Origin of the sequence: Halochromatium glycolicum (genome assembly GCF_016584085.1) — a bacterium.
GTDB lineage: Bacteria > Pseudomonadota > Gammaproteobacteria > Chromatiales > Chromatiaceae > Lamprobacter > Lamprobacter glycolicus.
This window is the reverse complement of the sequence record NZ_NRSJ01000001.1, coordinates 37,392-61,365: the sequence shown is the minus strand read 5'-3', so window position 1 is coordinate 61,365 and position 23,974 is coordinate 37,392. Positions and strand designations below refer to the sequence as shown.

The window sequence follows — 23,974 nt, the reverse complement described above, 5'->3', positions numbered from 1 at the left end:
AGGCGGTGTGACCGCAGCGCCGAATGGGGCGGGTGTGCCGGCGCCGACGACTACGCAACCGGCCGCGTCCCAACCCGCAAGTCCATTAACCGGCAACGCGATGGTCCTTGGCGGTATCGCGCTTGTTCTCGTCACCGCCTTCGTCCTCGAACGCCTACTCCGGCGAGCATGGCGCAAATCAGCCAACGATCCGGATGACTGATCAACCCGTCACCATGGTGAATGGAGGACCGCAGGCGCACGTTCCCCGTACTCGTCATTCGTTGCTTGCTGACTTACCCCTTATCCTGCGCTACGAAAGCTTCGGCGGCGTTCTGTTCGATCCCACTGATGCCAGCTTCCTGGAGCTGGACCACGAAGGGTTCAGCGTTCTCTGGTCCTATGCGGAAGACGATCCAAACCGTCTGCTGAATGCCGACGCGGCAAACCTCCTTAACCAGGTCCGCGCGAATGTCACGCGTCTGGACGGCCGCCCGATCCGCCGGATTGCTTACGAGTTGAAGGACGATTCGTCACCCGTCCCAACCCTTGCCGGCCCTTCCTTGGTCGACTTCCAGATCACCGACCGTTGTGATCTCGGTTGTCCCCACTGCTATGCCGGTTCGACCCCAACCGGCGGTCACGCAAGCCTCGAGGACATCAAGCGGGCACTACAGCAGATAGCCGACGTCGGCGCCTACCAAGTGGCCCTGGGTGGCGGCGAGCCGCTCTTGCACCCCGATCTGCCGCTTATCCTCAAGCTGTGCCATGACCATGGCGTCGTCCCAAACCTGACAACCAGCGGAGACAACCTCAACGATCGCTACCTCGATCTAATCGGCGCCTATTGCGGTGCCGTGGGGCTGAGTCTGGAAGGCGTTGGCAAAGCGTTCCGCACCTATCGTTCTACCGGCTTCGCCCGTTTCCGCCACACCCTAGAGCGGCTGCTAGGTCGCGGCATTCCGACCGTCCTTCAGATCACACTCAACGCCGATACCTTCGCACGCCTCGGCAGCATCACCGAGTTCTGCCGTGCCCAATCCGGACTCTATGGTGTGATTTTCCTCGCCTTCAAGCCGGTCGGTCGCGGGGCCAGCTATGGGACACCGCTGGCCGCGTTGCCCAGCCGCGAGGTCAGCGAGCGGCTGCAGGAGACGTTCTTCCGCCTCGCCGAGACCACGCGGGTTGGGTTCGATTGCTGCCTGACCCCGGCCGTTACCGGGGCCGATAATGCGTTCGATGCCCATGCCGCTCGCTACCTGGAGGGCTGTTCCGCGCTTCGCTCCAGCGTCGGCTTACTGCCAAACCTTGATGTACTGCCTTGCACCTTTACGCCCCGCCACGCTGTCGGCAACCTGCATCGGCAGCATCTGCGCGCGATCTGGAACGACCTCCCCGCTCGCAGCTTCCGAACGCACATGGCCGCCCATGCAGCTGCAAATGCTGCCTGCTCGACCTGTGCAAAATACGAATACTGCCTGGGAGGATGCCCAGTGATGAGCCTGGTGGATTGCCGTCAGGGACATCTAACGGCGAGAACGGCTGTCGGGTCCATGAGCCAGCCGATTCAGATCGGATCGTCCTGAGGCCTTCCGCGAGCGTGATGACGAATCAGCCCGGATGATCGCCATAGTGGCGAAGGATCAGGTCATGCACTCCGGTCATCGGCAGACGCTCGACTGCGAGACCTGCGTCGGAGCTAATCAGCACGGGGCCTTGAGCGGGATCATCGGGAAGCCGTCCGTGGCTGCCGCGCACAAGCTCCGGCCTAAGGGGGATGACGTCAAGTAGCGTGCTGACACCCAAGCGCTTCTGGGCGAGGCGCCAGGCGATCTTGAGCTTCGGCCAACGCAGTGCCGGATCAAGAAATAGCTCGACCGGGTCATAGCCGGGCTTTCGATGGATATCGACGGTGCGGGCAAAATCCGGCGCCCGATTGTCGTCGAGCCAGTAGTAATAGCTGAACCAGTAGTCTGCCGCAGCGACAGCGACGAGCTCGCCACTGCGCGGATGGTCGATACCGGCAGCCACCTTGTCATCAGCGCCCATCACCTCTGCGATGCCCGGCTGTCTCGCCAGCAGACGGCGAACCGGCTCGATGTCTTTGGGATCGGCGATATAGACATGTGCGATCTGGTGATCGACGACGGCAAAGGCGCGGCTGGCACCCGGGTCGAGCAGTTCCCAGCCGGCCCCCTTGACCCCGCGGGTATCGCGCACCGCCAGCAGGCCGGCCTCTCGCAGCGAGCGATTGATATGAACAGCAGCGCGGGTCGCCCCGATCCCATACTCGGAGACGACCAGGACCTCGGCCCCAATGCGGCGCGCCTCCGCGATGACCCGACCGGCGGCGGCATCGACAGCCGCGATGTCCTTGTCAATGTCCGGATCATCGGGTCCCAAACGCTGTAGGTTGTAGTCCAGGTGCGGCAGATAGACCAGCGTCAGGTCGGGACGTTTGCATCGCAGGATCAGCACTGCACTGTCCGCGATCCAATCCGATGCACGAATATCGGCCTTTGGCCCCCAGAAGTGAAAAAACGGGAAGGAACCGAGCTCGGCCTCGACCTCCAGGCTCAGATTCGCGGGCTGCGAGTACAGCGCCGGAAGCTTGCGGCCGTCGGCTGGGTAAACCGGTCGCGGTGTCAACGCCCAGTCGGCGCTCGAGTACATGTTGTACCACCAGAACAGCTTCGCGCAGGTAAAACCGGGATGCTTGCGCCGCAGCGTCTCCCAGACCTTCTCGCCCTGCATGAGCCGGTTCGATTGGCGCCAGAACCAGACCTCAGCGAGATCCCGAAAGTACCAACCGTTGCCGACAATGCCGTGGCCTGCTGCTGTCAACCCGGTCAACATCGAGGCTTGGGCCGTAGTCGTCACCGCCGGCAGCACGCCGTCCATCGGCGCCATGAAGCCGTCATCTCGAAGCCCCGTCAGGTGCGGGGCGCGCGGTCCGAGCATCGCTGGCGTCAAACCGACCACATCGATGACCACCAATGGCCGCCTGATTGTGCTGCTCATGCGCGGCCCCTCTGTTCATGCGCAAGGCTGCCGATATGACCGCTGGCTATCTCAAGCTCTCTCTTCATAGCGCCATGTTGAAGGCTGATTCCGGCCGACGCGCACGCTAGCCGAGGCCGCGATGGAGGAGGCCGCGATTCCCCATCTGTCGCTCCAGCCAACAAAGTTCGGACGCGAGGCCGCCGACGAGGGTTTGCTCATCCGTGGGTCGCCCCCCTAGGGGCAGCACCAGCCAGGTGTAGGTCTCGACCTCAAGGTGCGGTCGCGGCGAGTTATCCATAGCAAGAGTATCGAGGAGTCCCAGGATCGCGCTCGCAGTCGTGCCAAGACCGCCAATCGGCGCACCCGGCCGCTGTATTGGGACATGAAAGTGGATGCGCCAGGATTCCCCATGGCGCAAATCCGCATCAGCAAGCGCCGCTGGCAGGTCTCGGCGCCCGACGATGCGACCGTCCGGATATCGGCAGCGAACCTGATGCAGATACCGCGGCTCAGCGAAAGGCTCGAGCACCTGGTCCAGCCCAGCACGGGCGGGATCAGGGACCTCCAACGCGCTGGAGACCTGGATCTTGCCCACCGGCACGCCCGCCGCGGTGAGGCTGCGCAAGGCATCGCCCGGCTCCTCAAATTGCACGGATTGGTGGCAAATATCGAGGCAGAGACCAAGGTGCTCGTTGATGAGACGCTGCGGAACCCCGTTACGCCGGGCGGCGTGCGGCAGATCATCGGCAAAGAGCTGGATCGCTTGGCTCGTCGTCTCAATCGCGCAGTCGGGCTCAGGCTCCAGGCAGACGCGGATCGAGCGGCCGCTGAGTTGCGCCAGCTCGGCCAGTGCGATCGCGAGCTGGCAAAGCTGATCCAAGGCTCGGACATGCCGTTTCGCACTCCATTCCGGTGCAAAGCCGAGCGGAAGCGTCGAGATCGTCCCCTCGACCGTATCGGCAGCAAGACAATGCGTCAACACCCGGGCCAACGCGAGCGTATAGTCGAGCCGCATCGGCTCGTCCCAAGCCGGGCGGTAGACCGCGTGCTTGACCTCGTCCTGATGAAAATCGCCGTAAGGAAAGCCGTTCAGGGTCTGCAGCCTGATGCCGGTCTCGGCCAGCAGGTCCGTGAGGTACTGAGGCACGCCCCCGGTGGCCGGGTCCAATGAGCCGGCCACCGGGGCCGCAAGCCACAGACCGGCGGCCATCCGGTCCAGTCCACGGCGCTCGCGCACACCCCGGATCGGCCCGCGCAGATGAACAGCCAAATCGTTCAGGTCGGTACCCGGGTGCACATTGGAGCAGTAGGCCAGGTCAGCAGGTCGCCAACTTGCAATGCTCTTCGCCGACCTGGTCATCGCTCTGGGGTCAACGTCAGGAGGCCACTGACTCACCCTCGACAATCGGTGTCTGGCCACGCAGCACCGAGTTGTCCTCCCACAGCTGCGTCTGGTCAATGGCCGGCCTCGTCATCGCCTCGAGCGAGATCCGACCACTTTGAGCGTAGAACTGGATCGGGTTGCGGAACAAGACCTTATCGATGTCGTCATCGGAGAACCCGGCAGCCCGCATCGCTTCCCCCGTCTTCGGTACCTTGAGGGGATCGCTGCGGCCCCAGTCCGCAGCACTGTTGACGACCATCTTCTCGGTTCCGTACTGCTTCAACAGCGCGACCATGCGCTCCTCGGACATCTTCGTGTGGGGATAGACCGAATGGCCGCGCCAGCAGCCGGTCTCGACGACCAGCGGCAGCGTCAGCTCGGTCAGATGATCAATGATGACCATCTCCTCGTCGAGCCCGATCTCGCGCACGAGCGCCAACGAGCGCTCGGTGCCGGCGACCTTGTCCCGGTGCGGTGTATGGATCAGTGCCGGCAAGTTATGGGACTTGGCCAGCTCCAGCTGCTCGGCGAAGAAGCGCTCTTCCTCCGGCGTGATATCGTCAAATCCGATCTCGCCGACCGCGACGACGCCATCCTTCTCCAGCCAACGCGGCATCAGGGCCACGACTTGGGCGGCCAGCTCGACCTCATTAGCCTCTTTCGGGTTCAGGCCGATCGCGCAGACATGCTGGATGCCAAACTGACTGGCGCGGAAACGTTCCCAGCCCACAAGGGAATCGAAATAGTCGATGTAGGTGCCGACCTGAGTGCGTGGCTGACCCTGCCAAAAGGCCGGCTCGCAAACACCGACGATCCCGGCGGCGGCCATGTTCTCGTAATCGTCGGTGGTGCGCGAGAGCATATGGATATGAGAATCGAAGTAGCGCATGGGTCGGTCTCCGTTGTGGTCGTGCGCCGGGCGCTCGAGATTAGGCAACGCCGCGTGATGTCAATATCGCCGTTACAGCAGGGTCGGTCTCAACGGCCAGCCGTCTGGCGAGGGCATCATGGACCCCGGGTGCATCACGCCGGGCGGTCAGGGCGCGGGCCGCATGGATGCGATGCGCGGCATCGGCATGGCCCAGTGCCGCCATCGCCAACCCGAGCCCTCGCTCGTCGGCATGGGGAACGAGGGCCAGATAGATGTCCGACGGGACAGCGCGCCCGGCAGCGACGCGCTCGTCGAAGTAATCCTGACACATCCGCGACAGCTCTGGGTTGGCCTTCTGGTCAAGACTGTCGATGCGTCCGATGGGCAGCCCGTTGAACAGGCATTTCAGCACGACCTGATTGAAATCTCGCTCCCCGTAGCAGGCGGCAGGGAACGGATTGTCGAGCGCCAGCCCCGCGTACAGCCGCAGGCTATTGATACGGCCTGCCTGACGCGCCGTCGCAACCGCTGCGCAGGGGGTCGACAACAAGCAAAGCGCCCGAACGAGGGAAACGCGTTCCCCTTCATCGCCGGCGCGGAACAGCTCCGCGACCTGCCGTGCCTGCTGTTCGTCCGCTGCTTCACTGGCGTCATCTAGACCCGCGGCCAATAACAGACAGGCACGCCCTGCATCACCAGCACTCCAAGCGGCTATCTTGAGCGGTCCGCAGGCAGTTCTTATCACGGGTCCCGCTTCGCCAAGCGCCGCGCCGCCGAGCCGTCGCGATACGCCTGGCGAATAGCCTGCCACGATCCCCAGTCTCTCCTCTGGTGCCGCTGCGCGAATGATGGCGGTCGCCTCGTCGAGCCAGCTGACGCCCATGCGGGACGCGGCCGCGCCAACGGCTGAGCGCAGGATGGGGAAGGCATTGTCAATCTGGGTCATAGAGCGCAGCAATTCGCAATCAAACACGAGGGGTTAGGCTGTCGATGCCGATCACTCGCTTAGAGCGATGAGCCAGCAGGGCTCAAGTCACCCCTATCCGGCGCGCAAGCAAACGCCCGGGCACCAGAAACAATAGCAGCCCTAAGGCCGCTGGCCATTGACCATTGCCAGCCAAGAACAGGGCGTCCAGCGGGATCATGCCGAGCAGCATCAGGCCAACCGCTTTGCGTACATCGCCAGCGCGGGCCTCGCGACCGACCCCAGCAAGGAACCGGAGCAATAGTGCGAGCGCGAGGGCGAGGGCGAGCAGTGCCAGCAGATCGCTGAATAGACCCAGCACGAACAGCCCCAGCATGGCGATAACCGCAGTGCCTACCCAAAGAGCGCTATGCAATACCGCCCGGCGGTCGCCGTCGCGGGTCTCGGCACAGCTCAGAACGGTCACCGCTACCGTATAGAGCAGGATCGGTATCGGCAGCAGCAACGAGGGCAGCAGAATCGGCGCCGCGCTCAGGCCCAACAGCCAGTTCAGATAGCGACACAGGCCCATCGCCAGCGGGCCGCTTTGCCGATGCTTGAGCCAAGCGTCGTAGGCAACCACGGCCAACCCTAGCAACCCCGAGACTAGCAGCGGTACCAGCCCCGCAGCAGCGCCGAGGATAAGACCGACAAGCAGGAGGGCGCCCCCTGCCAACCAAGCCGAGGTCGGCCGTATCCGGCCGGAGGGCAGCGGTCGATTGGGCCGCTCACGACGATCCTCAGCCAAGTCGAAGCAATCGTTCAGAATCATCCCGGCCCAGTACAGACAGGTCGTGATGCCCAGCTGCACAGCAAGCATCCGAGCGTCGAGGGCGCCGTCAGTCGCGACCAGATGCGCGGCGATGATGTTCGACCAAGCCGAGAATAAGGCCGGCAGACGCACCAGTTCCATCCAGGGGCGCAGCCACGCCCAGGACACCATCATCGTCCGGCCGCCTTCGCTCGCTGCGCGGCGATTCGACGCAGATAGGCGATCGCGCTGCGTCCAGCTTCATCAGGCGCCTCGGCATAGGTGTAGAGCTCGACCGTGTGCAAACCGCCAAAACCGGCCTCGCTCAGTGCATCCAGCCAAAGCTCAATGGGAAGATCCCCCTCCCCGGGCACCAGGTGGAAATGCTTGTACGCGGCGATATCCTCGATATGGACGTTCCAGACGCGCCTGTTCAGTAGGGCCGCGACGGTTGCCGGTTCCTCCCGAGCTAGCCACGAATGCCCAATGTCGAGGTTGGCCCCGAGTAGTGCCGAGCCAACCCGGTCGATGACCTCGGCCAACTCGGACGCGCACTCGACGAGCAGGCCCGGCTCGTATTCGACGCCAACACGCACGCCCATAGGCTCGGCCGCGTCGCACAGCCGTTTCAGGCTGTCCACGAATAGCTCGATACCCTGCCTTGGCGTGCCCCCGGATTCCGGCCGACCGGAAGTGATACTGATATTGCGAGCGCCAACGCGGGCAGCAAGCCTCAGTGCCTCGATACTGTAATTGAGCCGCCAGCGCCGCCGCTCGGGATCGGCACTGGACAGGGAGGGCTCGAAGACGGTCTCAGGCGGGGGCGGGTCGAAAAAGCCGTTGGCCGTATTCGCGTTCAGGTTGCTGACGGACAAACCCAGTTCAAGCAAGCGGGCGCGCAGCTGATCGGCCTCGGCCATCGTCGTCTCACCGGGAAACCAATGTGGCCGATCGCAGAGGATCTCGAGGCCATCGAAGCCGAGGGCAGCGATGCGGTCGCAGGCCGTGGCGAGCTCATATCGGGTATAGGCGTTGGTACTGTAAGCGATGCGCATCTGATCGAGTGTGCTTGCCGTCGGTAATCATTGCGACGAAAAGGCTCTCGCGCCAAGACAGAGGCAAGGCAGGACCCTAGAACGGATCATCGGGCCGCCAAGCATGAGCATTAACAAGAGTGTATGCAAACGATTAAGGGCTCAGTGCGAAAGATCGAGATGAATGACATGGGCGCAAGCATTCCGCGGCTAGGGCGCCGACCACTGTTCGAGATCACTGGCTCGCGACGCAGCGCTCGGCATCACCGTAGATCGTGCGGCCCAAAACGCTCTCTCACCAGCAATGCCAAGAACAACAGCGCCGCGCTGACGATCAGCGCAACTCGAGCGCTGGCGGCCGGCCCGGCGATTGCGGCGACGCCGTCTGCCGGCTCCCAACGGGAAAGGGTCGCAAACCGCGCGCGGGCCTCGGTCTGCTGCCGTGACAGCAGCAGCTCGACGCGAGGCGAGTGATGGATACTGCCGCGCCAATACTGTCCGTCAAGCATCAGCTCGAGATCATAACGGCCAGCAACAGGCGCCTGTACCCTCAGCTCGAACCGGCCGGGAGCCTTGGGTGGAGACAAGCCCCGTCGCCAGCGTCCGGCGGGGTCCCGGACCTCCCATCGGAGCAGGCCTGCGCCAGACCAGCGGCCGCCGGCGTCGGCAGCATCAACCTGAAGCCGCAGCGCTGCCGGCCCATGGGCTAGTCGCATGGTCAGCTCATCAACCTCATCATTGTCAGCGGCCCAGCCGAGCAATCTGCTGAGCAGAGCCGGCAGCTGCGACCAGCGGTGCCAGTCCGGCGCCCAAGGCCCGATGCCAGCCGTCAGCACGGCAACCCGACCGACACCAGCATGGTGCCAGGCTAGCAGCGGATCACCATTCGGAGCTCGCAGCGGCACCGCTGCAGAGGGCCGTGCTGTCGTAATGGCATAGTCGAGGAGTGCAGGCCAATCGGAATCGATCTCGAACGGAAACGGCAGCGGCTCGGCCTGAACAGGACGGACCGGTCCGCCCCGGGCCCCGTCCCGTTGCTGACGGACCTCCACATCGACGAGTTGCGGCAACGCCACACCGCTAACGGCCGCATGAAAGTTCCCTCCAGCAGCCGTGGCGAGCCGGCTCAGCGGCAGCAGCCGCTCAGCATCTCCGACACCGATCGCGATCAGATTGATGTCGGCGGCGGCCAGCTGCCTGCCCAAGGCCGTCACATCGGTTGCGGAGCCGGACGCACCGTCTTCGCTGGTTGCTGCACCCGCGATTTGGCCGTCGCTAATCAGGACGAGCAGCCTCTGGTCCATCGGCACCCGGCTCAGCGCGTCAAGCGCTTTATCCACTGCCGGCGCGAGCCGCGTGCCACCACCCGGCGGAATGGCGGCGGCGCTAGCGAAGGCAGCGGACTGATTTGCGCGCGCAGCAATCGGCAGCAGCAGCTGCGCATCGGCGGTGAAGCCGAGCAGCCCGGCCCAGTCCCGCGGTCCAAGCAGAGCCGCTGCCTGCACGACCGCCTGTCGAGCCAGCGCAAGCCTGGAACCGTCCTGGGTCGGCTGCCCCATGCTGCCGGAGTGGTCTAATGCAAACAGCAATGCCGCTGCCGGCAGATACTTGGGTGGCTCACTCGTGACCGGTAGCAGCGTTTCCAACGACGACCCGCGATAACCTCCTGCCGCGAAGGTGCCCGGTCCACCGAGCACGACAAGACCAGTACCTGTGCCGGTGACAGCGACACCGACCTCTCGCCACTGACTCGACGACAGGGCCGTGGCCGGCAATGAATCCAGGATCAGCACGGCCGCCCGCCTGAGATCGCTCGCCCCGAGGTCATCAGGCAGCGGCGTCTCGACACGCCAGCCACCGGCGGTCAATCCAGCAGCGAGCGCGCTGCCGCCGGTGGCTTCCGACAGCACCAGCACGAGCGGCGCGCCGGCGACCTCGACCAGTGCTTCGGCCGTATTGTTGGTCGGCAGCGCATCGCCGCCGAGGGACGTCTCCAGTCTGGCCGTCAACATATGCCTACCGGCCTCCAGCGGCGGCAGCGTGAGATCGAGCACAAGCATTTCGTCCGGCTCGATACGAGCCTCCCGCTCCATGATCGCCTCCCCGCCCAGGATGACGGTGAGTCGACCATCAATAGCACTGTCAGCGTTGCTGCCGGCGACAATGCGCAGGGGTAGTCGCCGAGCCGCCGGAAGTCGCCTTGGAGCCTGCAAACGCTCGATCCAGGCATCGGCACCAGCATCGGCGCCGAGATCCCACCACAATGGGCTCAAGCCCGCCTCTTCGAGGTCTTGCAGCGCCGCAGCCGTATCACCTTCCGTCGCCCGGCCATCTGAGACGACCAACAACCGCGGTGGGGGCTGATCCGGGTGGGCTCGCGCTAGGTCTCGAGCCTCTTGCAGCGCCGCGGAAAGATCGGTCCCGAGCTTCGGCAGCGGCAAGCTCCGCGGTGGCCGGGTGGACAGGTGCAGGTCTTCGATCTCAACGGCGTTCAGCTCGACGGCCGGATCGGCGCCGACACGGATCAACGTGACCAGGCTGCTGCCGGGCAGCTTCTCCAACATCGGGCGCAGCCTCTGCCAGGCGGCGTCGACTCGAGCACTGCCGAGACTCGCCGAGTCGTCCAACAGGACGACCAGATGTGACGGGCCGTGCAGACCGGGTAGCGGTGGATCGGCCAGCGCGGCGCCAATCAGCGCGGCGACCAGCAGCATGCCCAACCGGAACAACCGATCTGTTCCCTTCATCGAGACCACCGGCGGCCGCCCGTGATGGCCTCGAGCATCGCCAAGATCAGAGCGGGAAGGAGCGGAATGAACGCAAGATCCAATGCCGATCGCCTCGTCATCAGCGCCGCCGATGACCTCTCAAGATCTTGCATCCGCTCGGCGGCCGTCAGCGACGCAGCAACGACGCCGTCGGTCGCCAGCGTACCGGTCAGCCGAGCGATGAGCCAGTCCAGCAGCAGCGGCAGCTCGGCGCCTGCCGCGAGCTGTGGATCGGCGATATCGAGCAATACCAATAACCGCTTTGGCTCCCCCTGGGCGATGATCAACGGCTGTCCATTACCGATGAGGAGCACGTCGCCCGGCGGCATTGGGTTTGGCGATACCGCCCGCCATCCGGGTCCGATCTCAAAGCCTGGACGTTCGGCGTCCGGCACCGTCCAGAGCGGGGGCGTCACGGACCGCGCTCCCTCGGCAGGTGCCGCGAACCACAGCAGAGGTGCACCGCCAGCGCTCGAGGGCGGCGAGCTACCGCCGCAGCGGATCTGAAGCTCGGGTGCAGCAGCGAGACCCTGGTCGATTCGCCCAGTCGCCTCCAGCGCAGCCCTCATTGGATCAGCGCAGCGCGGATCGAGCCGAACCGAAAGCCGCCGCAGCGGCCCAAGGTCCAGCGTCAGCCTGTCGTCCATCGATCCCGTATCGGCGAACAGGAGCCGGGCCTGCAATGCGGCTGCAGCACCATCCTCCATCGGCCGTGGAATTTCGAGCACGGCTGCCCAACTCTTGCCAGCCTCGCGGTCAACGGCTTGCCGCAGCAGCTCGCGCCCGTCGAGCCGCACCTGGAGCATCCGCGGCCCGGCCGCCGAAAAGTCGCCGCTCAGCGTCACACGCACCGCCAACATCTCCGGCCGGATCAGCGCGGGCCGCGCCGATAATGCAGCAACCGCGAGATTCACATCCTCAGGTAACGCGCCCGAACGAGGCATCATCGCCATGCTAGGCCCTAACGGTTGAGCCCTCCAGACCGGTCCGGCCAAGGCCAACAGCAGCAACCCGAGCAGCAGCGCCCGTCGCCGCCAGATCGGGTCCGGCCGGGCGCGGCGGTAGCCGGAGCGCTCCATACTCGGCGCACCGCGCCACAGGAACAGCGCTGGCACCGGTATCCGCAGTTGTGAGCCCCGCCGCCGATGTAGCTCGCGCAGGAGCGGAAACAGTAGCAGCCCTAGCAGCCAGGCTGGCGCTGTCGCCCCGATCATTGGACTGCTCGGGCTCGCTCTTGAGCCAGTGACACATCACCGTTGCCCACGGCCGGCCGCGGGTGGCGCAAGAGATGCCTTAGCAAGACCCGATCCCAGTCGTCGCCAGGCCGAGCCCGACTAAGCGGCACCCGAAGCCTGCGGCAGCCCTCGGTCAGCGCGGCATCCAGTTCCGTTCTGGCCTTGACGGCCTCCGCGCGCGTGGCCGTATCGCCCATCAGCACGCGTTCGCTACCGTTCTCGATATCCACTGCTGTCACAGGCCCGTCCAATTCCGGCAAGGGTCCTTGCACCTGGATCATCTCCAGCCCGCCAGCGGCAGACCTAAGTCGGGCTAGCGCTGGCACCATCGCATCCTGGCGCAGCCCATCGCTGATCAGCAAGACTCGACTCCCCCGCTCGGTCAGTGGCAAGGCCGCCTCGGGCCGGGAGGCACCGCCGCATTGTCTTGCCATGGCAGTGGCCAACAGCCGGCGCTGAGCCAAGTAAGCGGTTTCACTGCGACCAATCGACGACCAGGCATCGAGCCGATCGCTGAATAGAGCGACCAGCGTGCGATGGCCGAGCTGCATTGGCACGAAGGCAAGTCCAGCGGCGAGCTGAACCGCCAAAGACCAAACGCCCGCCGAGGCATCCATGGACGCGCTGCGATCAAGCAGGATTAGCCAGTCGCTGGCGCGCTCATCGCGGTAGCGGCGAACGAGCGGTTGCCGTCGGCGCGCACTGGCTCGCCAGTCGATGCCGCGCGGATCATCACCGGCGATGAAATCGCGATGATCGATGAATTCCAGTCCGCTCGCAGCGGGTCGCAGGTCATGCAACGGTCCGCCATGGTGCAAAGGTCGGCCAGCCAACAAGCTGACGACAAACGACGCGAGCCGGCGTAGCCGCTGTGCATCGACTGCAGCCAACGGAGTGGCTGGCCCGCTATTGATCATCTCGACTGGTGATCGAGACGCCTGCGCCAGTCGGCGAGGACCGCCACCAGCACATCGGATTTGTTGGTGCCAGCCAGCGCCGCATCCATGCCGAGCACGACACGATGTCTCAGGCAGGGCAGCGCTAGGGCTTGCAGATCGTCAAGACTCACATGGGCGCGGGCGTGCATCAGCGCCCGCACTCGTGCGCCGCGCAGCAACGCCTGCAAGGCGCGCGGGCTCGCTCCATACCGCAGCGCTGCGGCCGGTCCGGCTGCGGCATGGGTCGCGAGGACGAGGTCCACGGCCGCACGCCGCACCGGTGCCGCGATCAGCGGGACGCGCGCGAGGGCCAGCAGACCGACTAGCTGCTCACTGTCCAGCACCGGCGGCAGGGTCTCGGCCGGCTCCGCGTCCAATGCAACATCAAGGAGTGCCAACAACCCGTCGGCGTCCGGAAAGCCCAGATCCAGCTGCACGGCGAAACGGTCGAGCTGTGCCTCCGGCAGCGGGTAGGTCCCTTCGATTTCGATCGGATTCTGCGTCGCGATGACCCAGAACGGCTGTGGCAGTGCATGACTGCAACCACCCTGCGTGACCTGTCCCTCCTGCATCGCCTCCAGCAGCGCCGCCTGGGTCTTCGGCGTCGCCCGATTGATCTCGTCGACCAGGACCAGGTTGGCGAATACAGGACCTGGCGCGAAACGCAGCGCCTCCTCGCCATCGCCGCGGTGCAATAGCTCGCTGCCGGTGACGTCCGCCGGCATTAGGTCCGGCGTGCATTGCACCCGTCCTACCGAGACACCGAGCACCCGAGCCAAGCCCTTTGCGAGGTGGGTCTTGCCCAGCCCCGGAAGCCCTTCCAGCAGCACATGCCCCCCGGCCAGCACCGCACACAGCAACTGCTCAATCAAGGCTCGCTGGCCGACGATGGCAGCGGCCAGCGCATCGCACAGCGCACCGATCTCCTCGGCGGCTTGCCGAACGATCCGTTCCGGGTTGTCACTGGCTCTCATCCGAAGGGCCGTGCCTGTCGTTGCATTGAAAGACTCACAAGGTGCAGCCGGAAGCGTCTGCTCTCGAAGGCGCTTCCAGGCCCAGCGATCCGGCCGCCGAGCGCTAGACGCATCAGGCGAACGGGCCTATTCGGTGCACGCCGGCCAATCATCTTGATCCCGCGCCCAGCAGGGTATGGTAACGTGAGACCAGTGCACGACGGGCAGGGTCCAGCGCACTAGCCGAGCGAGGCGGCGCCGTAGGCCGTGGGATCGTTGGCTGCGTCATTGCGCGCGCCGAGTCGAATGATCCAGAAGCCAGCAACGAGAAGCCGCCACCGGTGGCGTTCGCCGCCTGCCTGCCCTCGCGGTCGACCGGTATCGGGGTGATCGGCGCAGTTTCGATGGCATTAGCCGGAGCAGCCTTCGTCGAAGGCACGGATGTTCCCAGCGCAGCGCCGGCCCCGCCGCCGGGCGACAACGTCATTGTCGCAAGCGGGCCTCGAGCCCGAGGTGGATCGCCGGCCACCCCTGCAGGCGCAGGCGCGCCTAGATCCTCTGCCGCAGCGGCCGGAGCCGATATCGCGGCTGCTCCAGCAGCCGATGTCGCGTCAGCGCTCGCATCGTTCTGCGATCGAATACGATCCTTCTGCTTTGCTGAGCGGCTTTGGTCGGCCTTGAGGCGGGCGATCGCCGCGTCCAACGCCGCGATTGGAGAGGCCGGAAGCGGGCCAGCCGCAGGCGCCTCAGGGCTCGCCAAGGAGGCATCTCCGAGGTCGCTTTGCGCATCGGCAATGGCAGCAAGCAGCAATGCCGCCGCCAAGAATACCAGCGCGGGCGGCAGCAATGTCACCGGCAGGGGTCCCAATGGCAGCCGCCGCAGTCGATGGCGCCACTCCGGCAGCGCTGCGGCTGCCTGCGCTCGGATCAGCCGCGTTGCGATATCTGATACTGCGTCCGATGATTCTCGTGCAGTCAGGAGCAGCGCGTTGGCTGCAGCTGCGCTATCCGCGAAGCGGAGGGTCTCATTGAAGCTCGGGCTGCCGCCGTGCAGGCGGCACAGGGCCGGCAGCAATGAGGCCAAGACAGTCAGCCCACCGATACCGATCGTGATCGATGTCTTGGGCCAGCCCAGTTCAAGATACAGCAACGCGCCTGCCCCAAGCACTGCTGCGGCAACGCTCAAACCCCTACGCAGGTCGCGACGCAAGTCTCTGAATCGCAAGCGCCAACGCAGCCGATTGAGCAGCCGCCCAAGGTTCTCGTCAAGGTTCGACCTCATCGCGCCATCCCCAGCAGCGCAGGCCCGTAAACCACCACCGCCAAGAGCACGGCGAGCTGCAGCGTGCCAGCAAACCCGGCTTCAGCCGAGAACCGCGCAGCTCGACGCAATACTCGATAGAGGAAGGCCAACAACAGACCGCCGAATATGGAAGTGGCTTGACCGAGCAACAGCAGCCCGTTCCCGACGCCCGCTGCGTGCAGAACCGGCAGTATTGGCCAGGGTATCATCAGCGTCAGCAATGCTGCAGCAAGCCCGTTGCCGAGCCGATCGTCCAGGAGCCCTGGTAACAACAGCACAAGTGCCGTGAGCTGCACCAGCGGCAAGCTGAGGGCAATGGCGCTCAGGTCGCGGCCCGTGTTGGGACTTGGAGCCAACCCGCCGACGATCCAGGCGGCCCAGGGCAGCCCATACAAGAGACCACCGATGAGCGCGACTCGATAGGGGCTCATGCCTCGGCAATGGCCGGAGACAGCTCGATGATCAGCCAGCCCTGGTTGCCGAGCAGCGGTTCGTTCGCCAGCGGCAACAGTAATGCCGGACCGGATGCATCCACCAGCCCCTCCAGCGGGCAAGGGATGTCGTGGTCGGGGCGCCGTCCTCCCGCCGTCACAGCACTGCCGATATCGGCCTCCATGCCCGCTCCTGCAGCCAGCGGTGGTAACGACAAGGCCCTGTCGCCAGTCCATAGCCATCCAGCCGGCATTACCTCGTTGCTCTCATTGACAAGATGAACAAGGTCCCGGGTAAGGTGAGCCCGGAACGACCAGGGCGCAGGCGCGATGCCAGCGAGCTCGAAACGACGTTGGTGAAGCAGCCTCGTTGGTAGCACTAGGGCTGGCGTTGCGTCCTCAGCGGACCTCACCAGCTCGACAGGACCGCCATCCAGCGCACGGGGCACCTCCGTGCCAGAGGCAAGCGGCAGCCGCTCGCGGCCCGCTCCGCCATCGGCGAGGAGCCAAGCGCGCCAGCGCATGGTGGTGTCGCCGGCATGCATCACTGCGATCGTGCTGGCAGTGATTCCACCAGTCACTGCTGGAAGTGCGGCGGCGATGACCAAGGCCGCGCCGGCCGGCACCGCGAGTAGCCAGATCCCAAGCCGGCGCAATGTCGCAACCCCCAACAGGAAGAGCAGATAGGGGATAAGCAACAGCAGGATTGACCGTTGCGGATTAGACTCCGGCGCCGCCGGCAACAGCACCGACTGTACGGTCGGGAGCGACGCGGAGACATTAGCCCTAATCCCGGCACCACCACAGCCGGCAGCGGCCCGCAACAGCGCAAGCCCTTGTGCACTGGCGCCCGGTACGACGAGCCCACCGCAGCGGGCGAGATAGGCTGCGAGGGCAGCACTCTGATCGCCGTTCAGCGCTGCCAGCCTGGATGGCGTCAGCACCAGTCTACCAATAGGACCATAGCCAGAGCCGGTTAGCGGCAGCCGCGCGCTGCTAGTGACGGTAACGGCCCTCGGTTCACGGGTCAGCGTCAGCGACTCAATGAGGCGACTACCGTCCGGCAGCTCAACAGCAGCCTTGACCCGACCCGATAGGCCGGGGCGTAGCGGGAGCGCAAGCCGGAGCGGCTCGCCGGCCTCGATCTCAAAGCTGTAATCGAGCCGATAATCGTCGCTCGTGACCACGATTCTCGCCGCACCACCAGTATCGCTGCCGACCAGCGCCTGCAGTTCCACCGGCGCACCCGCAACGAACAAACCGTCCCACAGCGGGATGATGTCCAGGCTGGCGGCTGAGGATGACCCAACCAGGCCGCAGATCATTAGCCCCGACGCAATGCGACGCACCGGCTCAACGGGTGTCTTAGAGGGAGCGGCTCAGCGGCCGTGGATATGGTTCAACGCGATCAGGCTCCAGCTTGTGACCAGGTTCGGGTCACCTTCCCACCAGCGGCTGGAGTCCTTGTTGACCCAAGAGCCGTCCGCATCTTGCAGCGCCAATAGCCGCTTACCGAGATCGCGACGCCAATCGTGGCTGACACCGTCGGTATCGGTCACCAGCGGCTCGCCGTACGCGGCCATCGCCTTTGCAAAGGCGTTGTAGTAATAGAACAAGCCCTGCTTGCCTGTCGCGTTCGGATTCGTCTCCACCGTGTAATTGGCACGAATCCAATCATAGGCCGCCTGCACCCTGGGATCGGTCTTGTCGACGCCGGCGAACAGCAAGCTCAGAAGGCCCGCGCTAGTCATGCCTCCATAAGAGCGACCCTCGCCATGCGGGCTGTAGTTGGGCATATACGCAAAGCCGCCGTCATCCACGCTAACCTCGATATCGTTGGTCTCGCTGTTGTTCTGGGAGCGGGTGACAAAGGTCAATGCCTTATCCCAGAGCGGGTCGTCCGGGTCCAAGTCGGTCGCCTTCATCGCCTCCAGGGCCATATAGAGATTGGACAAGTCCGGCCGTTCATCGCCCCCGTAGCCGATGCCGCCATAGTAGTTATGGCTGGGCTCGTAGCCGTCGGCTTCATCGAGCTGCAGCCCCTGCAGAAAGCGCTGCGCATCGGCGATGACGGCCTCGTATTTCGGTTCGCCAGTCGCCGCAAGCGTCGTCATGGCAACGGCGGTATTGTAATTTCGGTTATGGTTGGTCTCGCTGATCGAGCCGTCGTCATTGACGTGCTTGAGGATGAACGCGACCCCCTTCTCGATCATCGGATCATCGCCGGGCATAGCCTGCGGCGATTCGAGCTGCGCTCGCAATGCCAATGCGGTCACGCCCACGGAGTCGGACCAGGCACCGTCATCGGCTTGTTGGCCGCGCAGATAGGTGATCCCAAGGTCGATGGCGCGGCCGAGCTCGGCCTCGAGCTCGGGATCGAGATCGGTGGTCGCATTCGCAGCCGCTTCTTCATCGGTTGCAGCCGCAGCCAAGGTTGGGGCGGTCAGCGAAGCCGTGAGCGCTAGCACGCAGAGCAAGGTCGTCATTCGATGCATCACAGAGTCCTCGTCGATTAGTGATGGAACAATGCCGGCTGCCTCAAGCGCCAGTAGGTCACGACCTGTTTAACGGTGGCTGTCGATGCCGACGGCGAAAAAGAGCCAGGCCAAGCGCGAGCGCAAGCAGACTATAGCCCACAAGCAACAACATCGGCCTTGGGTAATCGAAACGGAGGCTACCGAGCGGTGAGTGTCGGTAGAACCAATCCATGCGCAGATAATCCGTTTGTCCGGCCACGGCCAGCGCCGTCAGCGGATTCAAGGCAATCAATGCATCGATGGCCGAAGACCAGCGCGATAGCGCGTCGAGCCAGCCGGCGAGCCAGACTGGAGTGAGCGCCAGTACGAGCAGGGCACCGAGCGCAAGACCATGCGCCGCTCGGCGCCAAGGCGGCGGCGCAAGCAGGACTAAGGCACCTGTACAAAACAGCAGCAACGCCGTCAACGCAGCACCGAGGACGATCGCGGCCGCTGCGAGCGGTGGCCCCAAAACCCACTGCAATAGGCCGGCCAACAGTGCCGTCAGCACGGCTACTGAAAATAGGCCTCGCAGCGGCGCCTGTCTTGCTTCCAGCGGCGGCAGCAGAACGAACAATCCAGCGCCAAGCGCCGCCAGCAAGGCCGACACTGGCGCCAGCACCGGCCCCAAGCGTGGCCGTACCAACAGGTCGAGGCCGACAGCGGTCACCGCTGCCAGCAGCCCGACCGTCGCCGGGCGGGCGCCGTTAGCCTCGCTCGACATGGTGTAGGGCATACTCCTGCAGCATATCCAACTGGCGCGGAAGCGCCATTTCGTCAACGCCGAGGGGATGCTTGAAGAAGCAGGCAAGCTGCGTCATGTGTCCCTGCTCGCCTCGACGCTGCGCAAAATCAGCAAGCCGGACAAGGTCCAGCACGAGCGGCGCGGCCAGGATCGAATCACAGCCCTGCCACGTGAACTGCATCGTCATCGGCACATCCAGGAACCCTTGGAAGTGGATCAGATCCCAGGCAGTCTTCCAATCGCCGAGGGATGGGACGTAGTTGATCGACACGCCAGCATGCGGTGCATAGCCGAGGATGCTCGCGAGCACCTGCTCCTTGTTGCGCAGCTTCGCCTGGCGATTGAGCGGATCATCCAGCGCACGGCCATCGGCGTTGCCGAGCAGGTTCACACCCTCCCAGCTCAGGACCTTCAGGTTGCGGGCCGAGAACATCGGCGCCAAAGCGGTCTTGACCAAGGTCTCGCCGGTCTTCCCGTCGTCGCCGTAAAACGGCAGACCGGTCTGCGTCGCCAGCTCGGCAATCGCGCCAAACTCGGTACCCGGGTTCGGCGTAAAATTGATATAAGGGCAGCCTTCCCGGAGTGCCGCGTAGGCATAGCAAAGGCTTGGGGTCACGAACTCACGCCGATCGGAGGCGATCAGGGCGTCGAGACCGGCCAGGGTCTCGTGCTGCGTCGATGGCTCAGGCTCCGGGCCGGCCGAGATCAGGTTGACGACGATGACCCGCGCAAGGTCATGTCCCTCGCGAAAGACACGGATTGCGGCGCGCAGCCGATCGATCAGCGCGGGAAGAGACAAGTCCCCGGCATCGGGCAGACGCAGAATATCGGTCTCGACCGCAGCGACATCAGGCTGGATCAGCTCGAGCCGCTCGTGATCGAGGGTGCGCGAGCGCGCATGCAGCGCAGCAATCGACTCTGCCAGCGGCCGGTCGTTGATCTCGGCACCGCCGAAGCAGAGATCGGCGATATCGGCGAGACCCATCTCGCTGAAGGGCGGTTGGGCGGTCGTCAGACCCGTTGCTTCACTGGCACCGCGGGCTATCGCACGGGCACCAGCGACCACCGTCGCAGCGATATCGCCACAAGCGCCGGCGATCCAAACACCGGTTGCGTCGGGCGGATCTGGACTGTGCTGTCTCAGTGGACTCTCCGGTCTCGATCGATCGTGTCTAATGGGCCTTTTGGCTAGCGCTGTTCCCTTCTTAGCGGCGAAAACATGCCATAAGAAAACGGCAGCGGGCGCTCAGAGCCCGCGCACAATGATAAGCGAGCTGCAGGTGATTTTGTTAGCGGCGGCACACCGAACAAGAAGAATACGGTCGCCGTGTGGGGCGGCAGTCGTAGACCTGCCCGCGAAGGGGATACGGACAGGTGAGCCGGTAGCACCTGCAGCCGCTCACGCCCAGTAGAGCACAGGACGCGCCATGTTCGTTGGCCGGTCATCGCATAAAGGGATATCCATGACTATTTCAATGAGATGGCACACTGTTGGTCGGTTTGTCGGCCACCATGAAGCCCGGCGCTGATCCGAAAGCGTGTCGGTTAATGAAACGGTAAGCGGCTTCGCCTGTACACGATGGCGACAGACGCCTTGGGGAGGCGACTCTCAGTCATGGTCTTGAAGCCGCTTGCGCAATGTCGTGCGGTGCAAGCCCAACAGCTGGGATGCGCCGACCTGGCTGCCATTGCACCGCTGCAGCGCCGCATCGATGAGCTCCCGCTCGACCCGGCGCACGATGCGGTGAAACGGGTCCTCCGGCGGCTGCGGCGCAGCAAGCAGGGACGCCAGAGCAGCCCTGACACTCTGCTCGAGGCGTGAGAACGGGTCCACGACACCGCCTGCCGACCTTTCGTCGTTGTCGAGGAGGAGATCTGTGGCACCGAGGCTGGGCCCGCGGGCGAGCAGCGCCGAGCGGCTGAGCAGATGCTGAAGCTCGCGCACGTTACCGGGCCACGGGTGCGCTGTGAGCATCGCCAGAGCGTCCGGCTCAAGGTAGAGGGGCCGACGACCGAGATCGGCAGCGATTCGAGCGAGGATCCGCTCAGCCAAGACCGGGATGTCTTCGGGACGCTCACGCAGCGGCGGAACCCGTAGGCTAATCGCATTCAAGCGATGGTAGAGATCATCCCGAAAGCGCCCGGCCTCGACCTCAAGCGCGAGATCGCGATTCGTCGCCGCGAGCACCCGAGCCTTCAACGCTCGCGGGCGGTGCTCGCCAACGGGTTCGAACTGGCGTTCTTGCAGCACGCGCAGCAGCTTGCCCTGCAGGACTGGAGGCAGCTCGCCCACCTCGTCGAGCAGCAAGGTGCCGGCTCCAGCCGCCTCGAGCCGACCGGCGCGGGTCTCGACGGCCCCCGAAAACGCACCGCGGGCATGGCCAAACAGCTCGCTCTCCAATAGGGCCTCGGGGATCGCCGCACAATTGACGGCGACGAACGGCGCTTCCCGATGACGGCCGAGGCGGTGCAGCGTGCGTGCGACCAGTTCTTTACCAACACCGCTCTCCCCGAGGATCAGCACCGTCATCGCCGTGTCCGTGAGCACGGCTATGCGTTTGAACAGGGATTGCATCGCAGGTCCTCGGCCGACCAGCTCATCATCAGTGGCCTCACCGGTGGCTGCTTGCTCAGATACCGAGGCGTCGGCCGCACCCGCGCGCAGCGCACGTTCAAGGACGGCACGAACCTGATCGAGCTCCAGCGGCTTGCCGAGATAGTCGAAAGCGCCATTGCGCACGGCGGTTAGCGCCGTTTCCACCGTACCGAAGGCGGTCATGACGATGACCGGAAGCTGTGGCTGCAAATCCCGTATGCGCGCAAGGGCCTCGAGGCCGTCCATACCGGGCATCCGGACGTCGAGGAACACGGCGTCCAGCGTCTCCCGGGTAACGCGAGTCACGGCCTCCGCGCCATTCGCGGCGATCAGTGCCTCGTGGCCGTCCCGGGCCAGCATTGCGGCGAAGGCGCTGCAGATACCGGGCTCATCATCGGCAATCAGCACACGACTCATGGATCGTCTCATTTGGCATCGGGACTGGACAGGGAGAATCGCAGCACCAGAGCTGCTCCGCCGAGAGTGGACGGCATCGTCGCCAATGTTGCGCCCTGCGCGCCAGCCAGCTGTGCGGTCATGCGCAGACCGAAACCCTCATGCCCGGCATGGCCAGACAGAATCGCGGCGAATCGTTCCTCGGGCAGTCCGGGACCTGAGTCTTCAACGGAAAGCATCGCGCTATCGCTGTCAGCCGTCGTGGCAAGGCATATGTGGCCGCCGTTCGGCAGGGCGTCGCGCGCATTGACGAGCAGGTTGACCAGCATCTGCTTGGTGCGATCCGGATCGAGGTCCAGTAATGGCAATCCCTCATCGAGGTCGCGCTCCAGCAGGATCTGGCGATGCCGCATCTGCGGCGCAAACAGACTCGAGACATCGGCAGCGAGGCGGTTCAGATCGGTCGGCCGGGGCTGCAGGCGCAGCGGTCGACCATGATCGACGATGCCATCGACGAGCAACGCAAGGCGCCGCGCCTCGTTCAGCAGCGCATCGACATCCCTGCGACGCTCGGTTGGCAGGTCCTCGCGCAGCAGCTGCAGCTGCATGGTCATCGCCGTCAGCGGATTGCGCACCTCATGAGCAACACGCGCCGCCATCGCACCAAGACCGGCCAGGCGCGCCTGGCGCGCTGCCTCGGCCTCGGTCTCGCGGAGCCGCGTGACCATATGCTCGAGCGCATCGGCGAGCGCGGCGATCTCCTGCGGACCGGGCTCGACCGGGGCCGCCAGCTCGCGCTCGCCAGCGGCGATACGTGCGGCCATGCGGATCAATGCGTCGAGCGGCTTGGTAACGCCAGCAGCCAGCCGATGGGCCAGCCATGACAACAGGAAGACCGCTAGCACGGCCACGAGCCCAAGGGTCAATGCCGCCTGATTCACCGCAGCTCGAACGTGCGCTAGGGAGATGGTAACGGCGATCCGAGCTGCTCCGCTCGGCGGCGCCTTCCCGAGGGGTCGGACAGCGACGATCTGCGGCTCACCACCGCTATCCACGATGCCGCTTTCGAGCTCCTTCAGGCTCGGGAGCACCGCCATGTGCGGACTGATCGAGAGCGGCCGACCGCCGGCATCAAGAAGGAATACGCGCGCATCGGTGAGCAGCGCAACCCGCTCCAGCAGCTCCGGGGTCAGCGGGAACAGTCCGCCAGCGAGCAGCTCGGCGGTGCGCTCGACCAAGGCCTGCTGCCGCGCCTCCAAGGTCGTCGCCAACAACCGCGAACTCGCCCACCAACCAAGCAATGCCGCAATCATGAAGACACCGACCAACGGCAGCATGAAACGCAGGTGCAGACCGGGCCGCGGCAACGGATAATGACGCCACCGCGCTGCCAGGGACTGGATACGTGCGATCGCGGTCGCGAGCTTCAAGCCATCACCTGAGATTGCGACAGGGCAGGCGCGGGTGATCACCGACGCGCCGGGTCGGCTCAGCCCTGGCACGAATCAACCGCTATGCCTACTCTTGAGCCAGCGCCATATCAGCCAGCCAAGCGCCGGCACCGCCAACGGTACGATCAGTCCTGGCCCAGCCAGCCCGGCCGGCAGCAGCGCGGCGCCGCTGCCGGTCAGGGCGAGGGCATAGACCAGGTTACCGGCGCCACAGATGGCAATAAACGGCACCATGGCGAGCCTTTCAGCGCCGGCCGTGAAGGTCGCCGCCTCGGCCAGCACCGGCACCGGGCGACTCAAGAACAGCAACGCCAGCGTCGGCGCCCGCGGTAACCGTTCACCGAGACCACCGAGCAGCAGCCGACCGGTGCCGTAGCCGATCAGGTTCCCAAGCATCAGCCCGCTCCAGCACCAGAGCAGCCCGGCTATGAGCCCGAGCCGAGCGCCGAGCAAGGTGCCGATGATGCTCGAGGGCACCGGCAACAGCACGTCACCGGCCAGCAGACCAGCACCGGCCACGCCGAACAGCAGCGCGTTATCGTCGGCACGGGACAGCCAGCGCTCGCCCGGCAACTCGCCGATAACAACGAACGGAATGATCGGGATCAGCAGCGCGATGGCGATGGCCAGTCCACCGCGAGCTCGCGGCGACACGA

General features: G+C 65.0%; 19 protein-coding genes. 1 reads left to right on the top strand and 18 read right to left on the bottom strand.

The window, feature by feature from the left end; all coding sequences use genetic code 11:
• Positions 1-194 precede the first annotated feature (194 nt).
• Positions 195-1,565 carry a radical SAM/SPASM domain-containing protein gene (locus CKO40_RS00180; protein WP_200343605.1) on the top strand — a complete coding sequence of 457 codons (1,371 nt, stop codon included), beginning with the start codon at positions 195-197 and terminating at the stop codon, positions 1,563-1,565.
• A gap of 25 nt (positions 1,566-1,590) precedes the next feature.
• On the opposite strand, the gene CKO40_RS00175 is transcribed toward CKO40_RS00180, so the two are convergent.
• The 18 genes from CKO40_RS00175 to CKO40_RS00090 form a co-directional block, all read right to left on the bottom strand.
• The gene (locus CKO40_RS00175) at positions 1,591-3,000 is read right to left on the bottom strand and encodes an alkaline phosphatase family protein (protein ID WP_200343603.1); all 1,410 of its coding nucleotides are present in this window, start codon (positions 2,998-3,000) and stop codon (positions 1,591-1,593) included.
• A 106-nt stretch (positions 3,001-3,106) separates the two neighbouring features.
• Positions 3,107-4,342 (bottom strand): metabolite traffic protein EboE, encoded by a 1,236-nt coding sequence (gene eboE, locus CKO40_RS00170; RefSeq protein WP_200343601.1) that lies wholly within the window; start codon positions 4,340-4,342, stop codon positions 3,107-3,109.
• Positions 4,343-4,358: 16 nt separating this feature from the next.
• A complete protein-coding gene (locus tag CKO40_RS00165; protein ID WP_200343599.1) occupies positions 4,359-5,255 on the bottom strand; it encodes a TatD family hydrolase in 897 nt (298 codons plus the stop codon).
• A 40-nt stretch (positions 5,256-5,295) separates the two neighbouring features.
• Positions 5,296-6,183: an EboA domain-containing protein gene (locus tag CKO40_RS00160; protein WP_200343597.1), complete on the bottom strand. Its 888-nt coding sequence runs from the start codon at positions 6,181-6,183 to the stop codon at positions 5,296-5,298.
• Between the two features lie 82 nt (positions 6,184-6,265).
• A complete protein-coding gene (locus tag CKO40_RS00155) occupies positions 6,266-7,147 on the bottom strand; it encodes a UbiA family prenyltransferase (RefSeq protein WP_200343594.1) in 882 nt (293 codons plus the stop codon).
• Positions 7,144-8,007 (bottom strand): sugar phosphate isomerase/epimerase family protein, encoded by an 864-nt coding sequence (locus CKO40_RS00150; RefSeq protein WP_200343592.1) that lies wholly within the window; start codon positions 8,005-8,007, stop codon positions 7,144-7,146. The genes CKO40_RS00155 and CKO40_RS00150 overlap by 4 nt, the downstream gene beginning before the upstream one ends.
• Positions 8,008-8,249: 242 nt before the next feature.
• The gene (locus tag CKO40_RS00145) at positions 8,250-10,733 is read right to left on the bottom strand and encodes a VWA domain-containing protein (protein WP_200343590.1); all 2,484 of its coding nucleotides are present in this window, start codon (positions 10,731-10,733) and stop codon (positions 8,250-8,252) included.
• The gene (locus CKO40_RS00140; protein ID WP_200343588.1) at positions 10,730-11,968 is read right to left on the bottom strand and encodes a hypothetical protein; all 1,239 of its coding nucleotides are present in this window, start codon (positions 11,966-11,968) and stop codon (positions 10,730-10,732) included. Before CKO40_RS00140 ends, CKO40_RS00145 begins: the two co-directional genes overlap by 4 nt.
• Positions 11,965-12,789 carry a DUF58 domain-containing protein gene (locus CKO40_RS00135; protein WP_200343586.1) on the bottom strand — a complete coding sequence of 275 codons (825 nt, stop codon included), beginning with the start codon at positions 12,787-12,789 and terminating at the stop codon, positions 11,965-11,967. The genes CKO40_RS00140 and CKO40_RS00135 overlap by 4 nt, the downstream gene beginning before the upstream one ends.
• A gap of 113 nt (positions 12,790-12,902) precedes the next feature.
• On the bottom strand, positions 12,903-13,901 hold the full coding sequence (locus CKO40_RS00130) for an AAA family ATPase (protein WP_200343584.1): 999 nt from the start codon (positions 13,899-13,901) through the stop codon (positions 12,903-12,905).
• 1,257 nt (positions 13,902-15,158) lie between these two features.
• Positions 15,159-15,614 (bottom strand): hypothetical protein, encoded by a 456-nt coding sequence (locus CKO40_RS00125; protein WP_200343582.1) that lies wholly within the window; start codon positions 15,612-15,614, stop codon positions 15,159-15,161.
• Complete coding sequence (locus tag CKO40_RS00120) at positions 15,611-16,963, bottom strand: hypothetical protein (RefSeq protein ID WP_200343580.1); 1,353 nt, start codon at positions 16,961-16,963, stop codon at positions 15,611-15,613. Before CKO40_RS00120 ends, CKO40_RS00125 begins: the two co-directional genes overlap by 4 nt.
• Before the next feature lie 30 nt (positions 16,964-16,993).
• Entirely contained in the window at positions 16,994-18,109 is a 1,116-nt protein-coding gene (locus CKO40_RS00115) for a prenyltransferase/squalene oxidase repeat-containing protein (protein WP_200343578.1), read from the bottom strand.
• Between the two features lie 58 nt (positions 18,110-18,167).
• Positions 18,168-18,854 (bottom strand): hypothetical protein, encoded by a 687-nt coding sequence (locus CKO40_RS00110; RefSeq protein WP_200343576.1) that lies wholly within the window; start codon positions 18,852-18,854, stop codon positions 18,168-18,170.
• Positions 18,838-19,860: an inositol-3-phosphate synthase gene (locus tag CKO40_RS00105; RefSeq protein ID WP_200343574.1), complete on the bottom strand. Its 1,023-nt coding sequence runs from the start codon at positions 19,858-19,860 to the stop codon at positions 18,838-18,840. Before CKO40_RS00105 ends, CKO40_RS00110 begins: the two co-directional genes overlap by 17 nt.
• A 624-nt stretch (positions 19,861-20,484) precedes the next feature.
• Positions 20,485-21,888, bottom strand: a complete 1,404-nt coding sequence (locus CKO40_RS00100; protein WP_200343572.1) for a sigma-54-dependent transcriptional regulator — start codon at positions 21,886-21,888, stop codon at positions 20,485-20,487.
• Positions 21,889-21,896: 8 nt separating this feature from the next.
• The gene (locus CKO40_RS00095) at positions 21,897-23,297 is read right to left on the bottom strand and encodes a HAMP domain-containing sensor histidine kinase (RefSeq protein WP_200343570.1); all 1,401 of its coding nucleotides are present in this window, start codon (positions 23,295-23,297) and stop codon (positions 21,897-21,899) included.
• 75 nt (positions 23,298-23,372) lie between these two features.
• Positions 23,373-23,972, bottom strand: coding sequence for a TVP38/TMEM64 family protein (locus CKO40_RS00090; RefSeq protein ID WP_200343568.1), 600 nt, complete (start codon positions 23,970-23,972; stop codon positions 23,373-23,375).
• Positions 23,973-23,974 lie beyond the last annotated feature (2 nt).